The sequence below is a fragment of the Gordonia sp. GN26 genome (genome assembly GCF_054823965.1).
On record NZ_JSYC01000013.1, the window covers coordinates 43,818 to 56,169 of the forward strand.

Annotated in this window: 13 protein-coding genes and 4 tRNA genes; 6 read left to right on the forward strand and 11 right to left on the reverse strand. The window is 66.3% G+C overall.

The features are described from left to right. Window positions 1-93 precede the first annotated feature (93 nt). The 5 genes from rplA to OK17_RS04780 form a co-directional block, all read right to left on the reverse strand. Window positions 94-810: a 50S ribosomal protein L1 gene (gene rplA, locus OK17_RS04760; RefSeq protein ID WP_232715779.1), complete on the reverse strand. Its 717-nt coding sequence runs from the start codon at window positions 808-810 to the stop codon at window positions 94-96. Window positions 811-910: 100 nt separating this feature from the next. Next, window positions 911-1,345 carry a 50S ribosomal protein L11 gene (gene rplK / locus OK17_RS04765; protein WP_005199637.1) on the reverse strand — a complete coding sequence of 145 codons (435 nt, stop codon included), beginning with the start codon at window positions 1,343-1,345 and terminating at the stop codon, window positions 911-913. 97 nt (window positions 1,346-1,442) lie between these two features. After that, window positions 1,443-2,288, reverse strand: coding sequence for a transcription termination/antitermination protein NusG (nusG, locus tag OK17_RS04770; RefSeq protein ID WP_232715778.1), 846 nt, complete (start codon window positions 2,286-2,288; stop codon window positions 1,443-1,445). A gap of 67 nt (window positions 2,289-2,355) precedes the next feature. Beyond that, complete coding sequence (secE, locus tag OK17_RS04775; RefSeq protein ID WP_232715777.1) at window positions 2,356-2,835, reverse strand: preprotein translocase subunit SecE; 480 nt, start codon at window positions 2,833-2,835, stop codon at window positions 2,356-2,358. A 39-nt stretch (window positions 2,836-2,874) separates the two neighbouring features. Then, a tRNA-Trp gene (locus OK17_RS04780) sits at window positions 2,875-2,947 on the reverse strand. Between the two features lie 390 nt (window positions 2,948-3,337). On the opposite strand from OK17_RS04780, the gene OK17_RS04785 reads away from it, so the two are divergent. Continuing rightward, window positions 3,338-3,991: a response regulator gene (locus OK17_RS04785; protein WP_232715776.1), complete on the forward strand. Its 654-nt coding sequence runs from the start codon at window positions 3,338-3,340 to the stop codon at window positions 3,989-3,991. 8 nt (window positions 3,992-3,999) lie between these two features. On the opposite strand, the gene OK17_RS04790 is transcribed toward OK17_RS04785, so the two are convergent. After that, on the reverse strand, window positions 4,000-4,380 hold the full coding sequence (locus OK17_RS04790; RefSeq protein ID WP_232715775.1) for a response regulator transcription factor: 381 nt from the start codon (window positions 4,378-4,380) through the stop codon (window positions 4,000-4,002). Between the two features lie 229 nt (window positions 4,381-4,609). On the opposite strand from OK17_RS04790, the gene OK17_RS04795 reads away from it, so the two are divergent. From OK17_RS04795 to OK17_RS04805, 3 genes are all read left to right on the forward strand, one after another. Next, the gene (locus tag OK17_RS04795; RefSeq protein ID WP_461416826.1) at window positions 4,610-6,265 is read left to right on the forward strand and encodes a sensor histidine kinase; all 1,656 of its coding nucleotides are present in this window, start codon (window positions 4,610-4,612) and stop codon (window positions 6,263-6,265) included. A 119-nt stretch (window positions 6,266-6,384) separates the two neighbouring features. Then, window positions 6,385-7,206 (forward strand): alpha/beta fold hydrolase, encoded by an 822-nt coding sequence (locus tag OK17_RS04800; RefSeq protein ID WP_461416822.1) that lies wholly within the window; start codon window positions 6,385-6,387, stop codon window positions 7,204-7,206. A 30-nt stretch (window positions 7,207-7,236) separates the two neighbouring features. Further along, the gene (locus tag OK17_RS04805) at window positions 7,237-8,457 is read left to right on the forward strand and encodes a cupin domain-containing protein (RefSeq protein ID WP_232715773.1); all 1,221 of its coding nucleotides are present in this window, start codon (window positions 7,237-7,239) and stop codon (window positions 8,455-8,457) included. A gap of 66 nt (window positions 8,458-8,523) precedes the next feature. Here OK17_RS04805 and OK17_RS04810 read toward each other — a convergent pair whose 3' ends face one another. The 5 genes from OK17_RS04810 to OK17_RS04830 form a co-directional block, all read right to left on the reverse strand. Continuing rightward, window positions 8,524-9,621 carry a fused (3R)-hydroxyacyl-ACP dehydratase subunits HadA/HadB gene (locus OK17_RS04810; protein ID WP_232715772.1) on the reverse strand — a complete coding sequence of 366 codons (1,098 nt, stop codon included), beginning with the start codon at window positions 9,619-9,621 and terminating at the stop codon, window positions 8,524-8,526. 237 nt (window positions 9,622-9,858) lie between these two features. Next, on the reverse strand, window positions 9,859-10,026 hold the full coding sequence (rpmG, locus tag OK17_RS04815; RefSeq protein WP_003929651.1) for a 50S ribosomal protein L33: 168 nt from the start codon (window positions 10,024-10,026) through the stop codon (window positions 9,859-9,861). A gap of 93 nt (window positions 10,027-10,119) precedes the next feature. Beyond that, window positions 10,120-10,193 (reverse strand) — tRNA-Met (locus OK17_RS04820). 21 nt (window positions 10,194-10,214) lie between these two features. After that, a tRNA-Thr gene (locus tag OK17_RS04825) sits at window positions 10,215-10,287 on the reverse strand. A gap of 119 nt (window positions 10,288-10,406) precedes the next feature. After that, window positions 10,407-10,487, reverse strand: a tRNA-Tyr gene (locus OK17_RS04830). 269 nt (window positions 10,488-10,756) lie between these two features. Between OK17_RS04830 and OK17_RS04835 the strand changes: the two genes are divergently transcribed. Together OK17_RS04835 and htpX are read left to right on the forward strand one after the other, a co-directional pair. Next, complete coding sequence (locus tag OK17_RS04835) at window positions 10,757-11,248, forward strand: YajQ family cyclic di-GMP-binding protein (RefSeq protein WP_005199629.1); 492 nt, start codon at window positions 10,757-10,759, stop codon at window positions 11,246-11,248. Window positions 11,249-11,451: 203 nt separating this feature from the next. After that, a complete protein-coding gene (htpX, locus tag OK17_RS04840) occupies window positions 11,452-12,309 on the forward strand; it encodes a zinc metalloprotease HtpX (RefSeq protein WP_232715771.1) in 858 nt (285 codons plus the stop codon). Window positions 12,310-12,352: the final 43 nt, after the last annotated feature.

Below are 12,352 nucleotides of genomic sequence, written 5' to 3' on the forward strand. Positions count from 1 at the left end.
CCGATGGAAGAACTGAGTAGACAGAGAACGAGGGGCCCGGCATCGACTGCCAGGCCCCTCGTGGGTGTCTCTAGTTACGCGCGAGCGCCAGGATCAGGCCTGGGGAGCTTCGGCGAAGTTGCGGCTGACCGCCGGGTCGACCGGGATGCCCGGGCCCGTGGTGGTCGAGACGGTGACCTTCTTGATGTAGCGGCCCTTGGCTGCCGACGGCTTCGCACGCATGATCTCGTCGTACGCGGCACCGTAGTTCTCGGCCAGCTTGGCCGGGTCGAACGAAGCCTTGCCGATGACGAAGTGCAGGTTGGCTGCCTTGTCGACGCGGAAGTTGATCTTGCCGCCCTTGATGTCGTTGACGGCCTTGGTGACATCGGTGGTCACGGTGCCCGTCTTCGGGTTCGGCATCAGGCCACGCGGTCCGAGGACACGCGCGATGCGGCCGACCTTGGCCATCTGATCCGGGGTGGCGATCGCGGCGTCGAAGTCCAGCCAACCGCCCTGGATACGCTCGATCAGGTCCTCGGCGCCGACCTCGTCGGCACCGGCGGCGCTGGCCTCGGCGGCCTTGTCGCCGGCGGCGAACACGATCACGCGGGCGGTCTTACCCGTGCCGTGCGGCAGGTTGACGGTGCCTCGAACCATCTGGTCTGCCTTACGGGGGTCGACGCCCAGCCGGATCGCAACCTCGACGGTCGCGTCGGTGTTCTTCGACGAGGTTTCCTTCGCCAGCTCCACAGCCTCCAGCGGGCTGTACAGCTTGGACTTGTCGACCTTCTCGGCCGCGGCCGCGTAGGCCTTGCTCTTCTTGCTCATTGCTCTGTTCCTTCTCCGCACTGAGTCGGCGGGGTGTGTGGTGCGGGCCGAGCCGGCCCTCCCACGAGATGACTGTGTAGGTCTGACCCTGTTCTGGGGTCTAGCCCTCGACCGTGATGCCCATTGACCGAGCAGTACCGGCGATGATCTTCGCGGCCTGGTCGATGTCGTTGGCGTTCAGGTCTTCGGCCTTGGTCTTGGCGATCTCACGGACCTGGTCCATGCTCACCTTGCCGACCTTCTTGGTGTGGGGCTCGCCGGAGCCCTTCTGCAGGCCTGCGGCCTTGAGCAGGAGCTTCGCTGCCGGCGGGGTCTTCAACTTGAAGTCGAAGGAACGATCTTCGTACACGAAGATCTCCACCGGGATGACGTTGCCGCGCTGCGACTCCGTCGCGGCGTTGTACGCCTTGCAGAACTCCATGATGTTCACGCCGTGCTGACCGAGCGCCGGACCCACGGGCGGGGCCGGGTTGGCCGCGCCTGCCTGGATCTGGAGCTTGATGATCCCGGCGAGCTTCTTCTTCTTGGGAGGCATCTTTTTGTCCTTGCTTGTTTCCTTGCGAATTCACGCCCGCTGGAGACGTGAAAGTCTGTGTTTATCTGATCTGCAACCGCTACTCGAGCGGCCGCCGTCAGATCTTCTCGACCTGGTTGAACCCGAGCTCGACCGGGGTCTCGCGACCGAAGATCGACACGAGCACCTTGACCTTGCGCTGCTCGGCGTTGACCTCGCTGATCGACGCGGGCAGCGTCGCGAACGGGCCGTCCATGACGGTGACCGATTCGCCGACCTCGAAGTCGACCTCGATGACGTTCGACGCGGCGGCAGCTGCGGCCTCGACACCCTCGGCGCCCGAACCACCCTTGGCGGGGGTCTTCTTCGCCTCGGCGCGCGGCATCAGGAACTGCAGCACCTCGTTGAGCGACAGCGGCGACGGCTTGCTGGTCATCCCGACGAACCCGGTGACACCCGGGGTGTTGCGCACGGCGCCCCACGACTCGTCGTTGAGCTCCATGCGAACCAGGATGTAGCCCGGCAGGACCTTGCGGTTCACCTTCTTGGGCTGGCCGTTCTTGATCTCGGTGACCTCTTCGGTCGGAACCTCGACCTGGAAGATGTAGTCGCCGACATCGAGGTTCTGCACGCGGGTCTCGAGGTTGGCCTTCACCTTGTTCTCGTAACCGGCGTAGCTGTGGATCACGTACCAGTCACCGGGGGCGCGACGCAGCTGCTTGCGCAGCTCCTCGACCGGGTCGACCTCTTCTTCAGGGGCCTCTTCGGCAGGGGTCTCGTCGGCGTCCTCGGAGTCGACGTCGGTCGCGGGAGCTTCGTCGCCCTCGGCGGCCGCCTCGACGTCGGTGTCACCGGCCTCGTCGACTGCAGCCTCGTCGACCTCGTCGGTCACGGCCGCGTCGACGTCGGCATCAGCCACGTCGACGGCGTCGGTCGATGCGAGTTCGTTCTCCGGGGTGCTCACTGCAGCCCACGCTCCTTATGGTTCATCTCCGGTCGGCTCCCGCTCGCCCGGCCACCCACCGCGTGGGTCAGCCGAACAACCAGAGGACGCCCTTGGCAAAGGCCAGGTCGAGGCCGGAGATGAACGCGGTCATCACGATGACGAACACGAGCACGACGATCGTGTACGTGATCATCTCGCGCCGCGTCGGCCAGATGACCTTCTTCAGCTCGGCGACGACCTGCGTGAGGAACAGCCAGATCCGAACGAACGGATTCCGACTCTCCTCAGCAGAGGCCTTTTTCTTCTTCTTGCGTTCCTTGACGGCTACTGCCGACCCCGTGGCGGAGTCGGTGTCTCCGTCGGTTCCGGATGCACCGGTTGACGAGCGACGACCACGAGCCGAGCGCTTGCCGGACGGACGCAGCTCCTTGGCGGCGCCGGTCGACGTCTCGTCGTCCGAACCGCCGGTGGCCTCGTCGCGACCGTCGAGCTCAGCCGCAGCCGAATCGGCCGCAGAACCCTCAGCGGCTTCTTTGGCGCGGGCAGCCCGGTCTCGCTTGCTCAACTTCGCGGTCCTCTCGTCAACGTGTGCCCTTCACCAGGGCAGGGGCGACAGGACTTGAACCTGCAACCTGCGGTTTTGGAGACCGCTGCTCTGCCAATTGAGCTACGCCCCTTTGCGACGTCCCCACCGGAGTGGTTCCGCTGCCATCTCATCGAATCCCGGCCTCACGACCGGTGCCAGCGTTTCATCGCCGACAAAACCAACGCGCCACCCTATGGGTAGCGCGCAAGTCTGAATCAATCAGACACTTCAGTGTAGATCACCGGGGCTGTGGACCCAAAACGCGCTCCACGTGCTCCCTCGACGACCGTACACGCTGCGCATCCGACGACAGCCCGCGATGGCGTTCCTCGCGGTCGGCACTCACCGACCGAGCGGACGACTTCATGCTCCGACCTGCGAAAACAGCGCGGACGTCACGGTAGAGTTCCCTTGTCGTGTCCGGATCGGCACGACACGAGTGGCTCACGTCCGACATCACAGACGGAAGCATGGTGCCGACATGCCCCTGCGCCTGACGCTCGCCGACGACGACGTCCTGCTCCGGGAAGGGCTCGCGAGTCTGCTCACGTCCGCAGGCATCGACGTGGTCGGGCAGGCGGGCGACGCCGACGGGCTGCTCGCCCTCGTGGCCGAGCACCGCCCAGACATCGCGGTCGTCGACATCCGCATGCCCCCGACCCACACCGCCGAAGGCCTCGACGCCGCCCTGCGCATCCGACGCGACTACCCCGACGTCGCGATCCTGCTGCTCTCCGCGCACGTCGACGTCGACCACGCACTCGAACTGCTCGACGGCGGCCGCGGCGTCGGCTACCTGCTGAAAAGCCGCGTCACCGACGTCGCGGAGTTCGTCGAGACCGTGCAGCGCATCGCCGCCGGCGCGTCGGTGATGGACCCCGCGCTGGTCCAGGAGCTCGTTGCCGCACGGCGCCGAAACGACCCGCTCGAACAGCTCAGCGCACGCGAACGCGAGGTGTTGACGCTGATGGCCGAGGGGCTTTCCAACGCGGGCATCGGGCGCCGGCTGTGGATCACCGAGGGCACGGTTGAGAAACACGTCCGATCGATCCTGACCAAACTCGACCTCGCCGAGACCGCCGACGATCACCGCCGGGTCCGCGCGGTGATCCTGTTCCTCGACGCCACGACCTGACTGACCGTTCAGGGAGCAGTTGCGGCCAACACCTTGCGCACCCGGTCCGCGGACAAACCGAACTTCGGCACGAAGCCGACAGCAGCGCTGAGGTCGATGAGGTCGGCGAACTCCTCCTCGTCGTGGGTCGACACCAGCACCACCGCGGGCGCCGGATCGAGACCCGAATCGTGGAGGGCCTCGACGACGGCGAAGCCGTTCTCCTCCCCCAGATCGATGTCGACGAGCGCGACGTCGGGTCGCGTCGATCGCGATTCGCGGACCGCGTCGTCGAGCGTCGAGGCCGACCCGACCACCGTGATCCCGCCGGCTTCGAGCGTTCCGCGCAGCGAGGCCCGGAAGTCGGCACTGTCGTCGACTATCAGGCAGCGCAGGCGGGTGGGTTCCATACTGACTAGCGTGTCAGAAGCAGCAGGGCGAGGCATTCCCGCTAGCTGGAAGAACGACCGCGGTCCGCTGAGGGACCGGGTCGTCGCGGTGGTGCTCCGGCCGACGTCGCCGCCCTGGCAGTGGGGCGTGGCGACCGCGCTCGTGCTGATCGCCGTCGAGGTCGTCGTGGTGCAGGTCCTCAGAGAGATCCTCCCGCAGAACGCCTTCGGCGCCGTCTTCCTGTTCGGCGTGCTGGTGGTGTCCGCCCGTTGGGGCTTTCCCCTCGCGGTGGGCACCTCGGTGGCCAGTGCCGCGGCCTATGCGTGGTTCCACGCCAGCCAGAGCACCGACAGTGCCGCCCCCGCGGTCGTCGTCTTCCTGGTCCTCGCGCTGCTCGCCAACGCCCTCGTCGGGCAGGCGCGCCTGCACGCGCTCGAGTCCGATCAGCGTCGCCGCGAGGCGAATCTGTCCGCCGATCTCGCCCGGACCGTGCTGCGCGCCGTGGATCTGCCGGAGGCGTTGACCGCGGCGAGTGCTCGCCTGACCCAGGTGCTCGACCTGCCGGCACCGGGAGCTGTTCTCGACGACCCCGACACCACACCGGGTCCGGGGCAGCAGCGCATCGCTCTGCTCGACCGCGGACGCTCGGTCGGTGCCCTGCTGGTGCCGGCCGACCTCGACCCCGCCGACCGGCGTCGCGTCACGCGCATGGTGCCCAGCCTCGAAGCACTCCTCGCCGCCGCTCTCGACCGCCAGGCACTCAACGACCGGACAATCACGCTCGCCCGCCAGCAGGTGGCCCTGCGGCGGGTCGCCACCGCGGTCGCCTCACGCGCCGAACCCGGTGAGGTCTGCGGGATCGTCGCCGCCGAGCTCGCCGACGAGCTGGGCGTCGAACACGTCACGGTCATTCGATTCGTCGATGACACACAGTGCGAAGTCCTTGCCACGCGCGATGATTCGTCAGATCTGACCCTTGCCGTCGGAGAACGACTGCCCCTCGGCGGCACCAACGTCTCCACCCTCGTCGCCGATACCGGCGAGATGTCGGTCCTCGACTACTCGTCAGCCGACGGCCCCATCGCCGACCGTCTCGAACCCCGCGGTCTCCGTACCGGGGTGGGCGCGCCGATCACCGTCGACGAACGTCCGTGGGGCGCAGTCATCATCGGCACCGCCCACCGATCCGTGCCGTCGGAGTTGCGTTTGCGGCTCGGCGATTTCGCCGATCTGGTGGCGACGGCGATCTACAACAGCGAGGCGCGGGCGGCGCTGACCCGTTCGCGCGCCCGCGTCATCGCCGCCGCCGATCAGGCCCGACGCACCATCGAGCGCGACCTCCACGACGGTGCACAGCAGCGCATCGTGTCCCTCGGGCTCGACATCCGCGCCCTACAGGCCGCGGTTCCCGACGACCAGACCGACGTACGGGATCGGCTCGACACCGTCGTCGACTCCCTCGCACACATCCATCGGGACCTCCAGGAGCTGTCCCGGGGAATCCATCCCGCGATCCTCTCCCGCGGCGGACTCGGGCCGGCGTTGAAAACCTTGGCCAGAAGGTCGTCGGTGCCGGTGGCACTGCAGGCAACCGACCTCGGACGGATGCCGAAGACGGTCGAGGTGACCGCGTATTACGTTGTGGCCGAATCACTCACGAACACCGCGAAGTATGCCGAGGCATCCGAGGTGGTCATCTCGGCACACGTCGACGAGGACACCCTGACTCTGTCGGTGACCGACGACGGCATCGGCGGCGCCCTACCCGACCAGGGTTCCGGGCTCCTCGGTCTCCGCGACCGGGTGGAGGCGGTCGAGGGCGAACTCGTCATCGACAGCCCGCCGGGTGAGGGCACCACGGTGCGGGCGCGCATCCCGCTCACCGAGACCTCGACTACCGGCTAGCCGGTAGAGGGGCCTCCCGCCAGCCTCCGGCCGGGTTGGCCGCCAGCATCGACGACATCGGCGTCGCATCGGACGAGTCTTGAGATCACCGAAACAAGCACTCACCCAGGAGGAATCCGATGCCGTACATCACCACCGCCGACGGAACCGAGATCTACTACACGGAGCAGGGCAGCGGGCAGCCCGTGCTGCTCAGCCATGGCTGGCCGCTGTCGTCCGACGCCTGGCAGGTCGAGCTCAAGCTGCTCAGCGACGCGGGGTACCGGGCGATCGCCCACGACCGTCGCGGACACGGCCGGTCGTCGAAGACCGCTGTCGGCCACGACATCGACACCTACGCCCGGGACCTCTCCGAACTCGTCGAGGCGCTCGATCTCCGCGACCTCGTGGTGGTCGGCCACTCCACCGGTGGTGGCGAGGTGGTGCGGTACGCGGCGAAGTACGGCAAGGGTCGCGTCGCCAAGGTCATCACCGCAGGCGCCATCCCGCCGCTGATGCTCCGGACACCGGACAACCCGGAGGGAACTCCCGTCGAGGCCTTCGACGAGATCCGCGCCAACGTGCTGGCCGACCGGTCCCAGTTCTGGAAGGAACTCGCCGAGCCGTTCTACGGCGCGAACCGCGAGGGCGCCAACGTGTCCCAGGGCGCCAAGGACGACTTCTGGCGGCAGGGCATGATGGCCAACCTCTCCGCCGTCTACGACTGCGTCAAGGCGTTCTCCGAGACCGATCAGACCGAGGACCTGAAGGCGCTGGACGTGCCGATCTTCATCGCCCAGGGCGACGACGATCAGATCGTGCCGATCGCGGCCGCTGCAGAAAAGGCGATCAAGCTGGTCGCCGAGGGCACCCTGAAGGTGTACCCCGGTGCGCCGCATGGCATCTATGGCGACTACCAGCACGAGCTCGACTCCGACATCCTCGAGTTCATCGCCGGCTGAGCCCGCCGTATCCACCCCGGGAGCAGATCAATGAACTCGCCGAACAACACCACCGCGACCATCGGCCACGAGACCCCCACCGTCGGCAATCCGGACCTGCCACCGGAGGGCAGCATCAACACCGTCGACCACCCGCGCAGCACCGAGATGCGCGGTCCCCGGAATCCGGCGATCGACAGCCAGTTCGCCGACCAGATGGACCCGCCCGCGACGGATGTCAGCACGCAGCCCTTCTTCTGGTCGTCGTTCAACATCTCGTCGCGACGCATCCAGGCCGGCGGCTGGGCTCGCGAACTCACACAGCAGGACTTCGCGATCTCCGACGAGATCGCCGGGGTCAACATGTATCTCGAGCCGGGCGGCATCCGCGAACTGCACTGGCACCAGACCTCCGAGTGGGCGGTCATGACCCGCGGCAAGGTCCGTGTCACGACCCTCGGCAGGTCCGGCAAGCCCAGCGTCGAGGACGTCGAGGAAGGCGATCTCTGGTACTTCCCGGCCGGCACGCCTCATTCACTGCAGGGCCTCGGGCCCGACGGCGGCGAGTTCGTCCTGGCCTTCGACGACGGCGAGCAGTCGGAGAGCAACACGCTGCTGCTCACCGACTGGTTCGCACACACCCCACCGGAGGTGCTGGCCAAGAACTTCGGTGTCGCGCAAGAAGTCTTCGACGACATCCCGCTGCACAACCTGTGGATCTTCCCCGGCGACGAACCCGGCGATCTCGCGGCCGACCAGGACGCCGCCGGAGTCGAGTGGGGCGCGAGCGAACCGGTCATCTTCCGGTTGTCGCGGACCAAGCCGGTCGTCGAGAACAGCGGCGGCAGCATCCAGATCGCCGACAGCACCAACTTCCCGGTGTCGAACACGGTCGCGGCCGCACTGGTGAGCATCGAACCAGGGTCCATGCGCGAACTGCACTGGCATCCGAATGCCGACGAGTGGCAGTACTACCTGCGGGGCCAGGGCCGGATGACGGTGTTCAACACCGGCCCGCACGCCAACACCACCGACTTCCGGGCCGGCGACGTCGGGGTCGTCCGACGCAACTACGGCCACTACGTCGAGAACACCGGGGACGAGGTGCTGCAGTTCCTCGAGGTGTTCCGCGCCGACAAGTACGAGGAGGTGTCACTGGCCCAGTGGCTGAGCCACGTACCGCCGAAGCTGCTGGCGCAGCACCTCAACATCGACGAGGTCACCCTGGCCACGTTCCCGAGGGGTGCGCAGGGGATCACTCCCCTGCGATGAGGGAACAGGTGGAACGACGACGGCGACGACCACAATGGTCGTCGCCGTCGTTGTCTGTTCGGTGCGTCAGTTGAACTGGACGACCACGGTGGCGCGGCCGAAGATCCGGCGGTCGCCCTGCTTCGCGGTGATCGCGATGGTGCCGCGGCGGGTCTCCGGGTCGAGCGACTTGACCTTGCCGGTGAAGTCGACGGCGGCGCTGTCGTCGGCCGGGACGTACACGGGGCTGGTGAAGCGGACGCTGTACTCGCAGAAAGCGGCCGGGTCGCCGATGAACTCCGACACGAAGCTCGCGCCGAGGCCCATCGTCTGCATGCCGTGGGCGACCACGTTGTCCATCCCGGCCGCGTTGATCACGTGGTCGGAGAAGTGGATCGGGTTCGGGTCGCCGGCGACGCCGGCATAGTTCGACAGATTGCCGCGCGTGAGGAAATACCGCTTCGGCGACAGTTCCTGCCCTACGGACAGGGTGTCGAAGTTCACCGCGGCGTACGCACCGGGACTCTGGGTCGGATCGGGCAGGTCGTAGCGACCGGCCTTGGCCTCGACGGTGTGCCCGGGATCGCCGATGGCGTCGATCTTGATCATCACGTGATCGAGAGAGGCCTCGAGCTCGGGGTCGACGTCCATACCGGGGCGTGCGGCCAGCGAGGTCCAGGTGGTCATGACCGGCTCGTCGTGCTGGTTCCAGATGACGTTCTTGGTGACCATGAGGTCGATCATCTCGGGGCTGCTGACGTGGCGGAACGACTCGAGGGAGACGTCGCAGATCAGGCGGTCGCCGACCTTCATCGGCTGGTGGTAGACGAGACGCTGGTCGGTCTGCATGATCTGCCACATGTCGTAGCCGGTGATCACGTCTTCGAAGAGTTTGCGCTGGGCGATGATGCCGAGGACGGAGACGTAGGTGGGTGCGGCGATCAGCGTCTCGTGGCCGTACTCGCGGGCGCCCTTCTCACTCCAGTGGGTGGGGTGCGCGTCCTGCACGGCCATCGCGTGCTTGCGGACCTCTTCGCGACCGATCTCGTAGTAGTCGTCGACGGTGTAGTGGAAGCCGACCAGCGACTGTGTGTGCGCGGCGATCTCCTCGGGGGTGAGCTTGGCGCCGCCGTTCTTCGACTCGGCGATCCGCTCCCGGAGGTCTGTTCCACTCGCGTCTGACATCTGACTACTGCTCCCTTCGCATGACCGACCGGGAGGGGCCCGGACCGGACTACGTGGGCCGAAAGTCGACGACCCACCCGCGCCGCGCTGCGCGTGTTGTCTCGATTGGATTTATTGAGTTGTGCGGAACATCCTGCGCCGGGCGACCCCCTGGCCCGGTACAAGCAAAACGAGCTGCCTCTTCTCAGAGGCAGCCCGTGTGCTGGTTCTTGTACCGGAATCGCCGACTGACGTCGTCTAGCGCGATTCCTTGTGCGCCTGATGCTTGCCGCAGTTCGGGCAGAACTTCTTGATCTCGAGGCGATCGGGATCGTTGCGGCGGTTCTTCTTGGTGATGTAGTTACGGTGCTTGCACACCTCGCATGCCAAGGTGATCTTGGGGCGAACATCTGTTGAGGAGGCCACTTGATTGCCTTCTTTCGAGTGGTACGTGGTCGGGTTCGGCAGTTCCCTCAGGGCTTGCGACCCTTGCGCTCGGTTCCGGTCGGACCCGATGTGTAGCGGTGGAGGGACTCGATCCCTCGACCTCACGATTATGAGTCGTGCGCTCTAACCAGCTGAGCTACACCGCCCCGCGGACTTGTCGTCCAGCGAGCCCCCTGACGGAATCGAACCGTCGACCTTTTCCTTACCATGGAAACGCTCTGCCGACTGAGCTAAGGGGGCGTGCCCCGGGCATTTCTGCTCGAGAGCCTTAACGAGGTTACACACTCATGTCCGTGCTAGACAAATCGCAGGTCAGAGACCCGCTGTCAGGCAGTTTTCATGAACGTTCACCACGTTCGTGGCAGGTATAGGATTCGAACCTATGTAGCTTGCGCGACGGATTTACAATCCGCTCCCTTTGGCCGCTCGGGCAACCTGCCGTGCTGCTCCCACGGCCGCCGTGACGGTCGTTCGAACAACGCGGTGAAGAATACAACGAACCATACGTCCGCATGCAAACCGGCTGGTCAGCGGGGCAGTTTTGGCGGCTCCCGGCCGGCCCCGTCGCACCGCCATCGGTTGAGCCGCGTCCTTCCGTCGGTTGCGCCACGCCCTTCCGTCGGTTGAGCCACGCCCTTCGTCGGTTGAGCCACGTCGAAACCCCGCCACACCCCCGGTCCACCTGAGGCGATGACATAACCTGTCGGACATGGCTGATTCATCGTTCGACGTGGTGAGCAAGGTCGACCGCCAGGAGGTCGACAACGCCCTCAACCAGGCTGCCAAGGAGCTGTCGCAGCGCTACGACTTCCGCGGCACAAACACCGGTATCGAGTGGTCCGGCGAGGAGACGATCGTGATCACCTCCGACGCCGAGGAGCGCGCACAGGCCGGTCTCGAGGTGTTCAAGGAGAAGCTGATCCGCCGCGACATCTCGCTGAAGGCATTTGACGCCGGTGAGGTCGTCGGGTCCGGCAAGACCTTCAAGATCAGCGGCAAGCTGGTCCAGGGCATCGACTCCGAGCACGCGAAGAAGATCTCCAAGAAGATCCGCGACGAGGGCCCGAAGGGCGTCAAGGCGCAGATCCAGGGCGACGAGCTGCGCGTCTCGAGCAAGAAGCGCGACGACCTCCAGGCCGTGATCTCCCTGCTCAAGGGCGAGGACTTCGGAATCGCCCTGCAGTTCGTCAACTACCGCTGACCTCCACAACTCTCATCCCCGCCCGCGATCCCAGCCGGGCGGGGATGAGAGCTCTTCACCCCCATCGAGCACGACACCCGACGACCATGGATGTGTGCAAGATCGCATCGCGGGCCGTCGGAAACCAAAACGGACATTGCGTCGTTTGACTGAACGAGGCGCCTTCATCCCCCGGTTCGGCGCACGACAGACGAGGACCCCCGATGCATTTCAACGGATTGAAGACCGCAGCCCTGCTGGGTGTGATGTCGGCGATCATCGTCGGAATCGGTGCGCTGTTCCAGAGTCCCCTGATCCTCTGGGGGTCGGTGATCGTCGCCGTGGGCATGAACGCCTACGTGTACTTCAACAGCGCCAAGATGTCGCTGAAGGCGATGCACGCCCAGCCCGTCACCGAACTGCAGGCACCCGTCATCTACCGGATCGTGCGCGAACTGGCCACGGCCGCCCACCAGCCGATGCCGGCCCTCTACATCTCCCCCACCGAGTCCCCCAATGCCTTCGCGACGGGCCGCAACCCGAAGAACGCCGCCGTGTGCTGCACGACGGGCATCCTGCAGCTGCTCGACGAGCGGGAGCTGCGTGCGGTGCTGGGTCACGAGCTGTCTCACGTCTACAACCGCGACATCCTCATCAGTTCCATCGCCGGCGCGATGGCCGCGGTCATCAGCGGCCTGGCCAACTTCGCGATGTTCATGGGCGCCTTCGGCGGCCGCGGCAACGGCCCCAATCCGCTCGCGATGCTCCTCATCGCATTCCTGGGACCCATCTCGGCAACGCTGGTGAAGATGGCCGTGTCGCGGTCACGCGAATTCCAGGCCGACCAGTCGGGCGCCGAGCTGACCGGTGATCCCCTGGCACTCGCCTCCGCCCTGGCGAAGATCTCCGGCGGCGTCCAGGCCGCACCGCTGCCGCCGCAGCCCGACATCGCCGCGCAGTCGCACATGATGATCGAGAGCCCGTTCCGCGCCGGTGATCGCATGGCGAAGATGTTCTCCACCCACCCGCCGACCGCCGAACGCATCCGGCGGCTTCAGGAGATGGCCCGCAACGGGCGCTGACCTCGATACGCGTCGTCCTCGCTTCGCTCGGTCGGCGCTACTC

What these genes read in the sequence shown, in the direction of transcription:
- rplK (WP_005199637.1), bottom strand. Translation starts at nt 1,345, where the DNA reads ATGCCTCCCAAGAAGAAGAAGCTCGCCGGGATCATCAAGCTCCAGATC.
- OK17_RS04810 (WP_232715772.1), bottom strand. Translation starts at nt 9,621, where the DNA reads ATGTCAGACGCGAGTGGAACAGACCTCCGGGAGCGGATCGCCGAGTCG.
- OK17_RS04805 (WP_232715773.1), top strand. Translation starts at nt 7,237, where the DNA reads ATGAACTCGCCGAACAACACCACCGCGACCATCGGCCACGAGACCCCC.
- OK17_RS04800 (WP_461416822.1), top strand. Translation starts at nt 6,385, where the DNA reads ATGCCGTACATCACCACCGCCGACGGAACCGAGATCTACTACACGGAG.
- OK17_RS04785 (WP_232715776.1), top strand. Translation starts at nt 3,338, where the DNA reads ATGCCCCTGCGCCTGACGCTCGCCGACGACGACGTCCTGCTCCGGGAA.
- htpX (WP_232715771.1), top strand. Translation starts at nt 11,452, where the DNA reads ATGCATTTCAACGGATTGAAGACCGCAGCCCTGCTGGGTGTGATGTCG.
- rplA (WP_232715779.1), bottom strand. Translation starts at nt 810, where the DNA reads ATGAGCAAGAAGAGCAAGGCCTACGCGGCCGCGGCCGAGAAGGTCGAC.
- OK17_RS04790 (WP_232715775.1), bottom strand. Translation starts at nt 4,380, where the DNA reads ATGGAACCCACCCGCCTGCGCTGCCTGATAGTCGACGACAGTGCCGAC.
- OK17_RS04835 (WP_005199629.1), top strand. Translation starts at nt 10,757, where the DNA reads ATGGCTGATTCATCGTTCGACGTGGTGAGCAAGGTCGACCGCCAGGAG.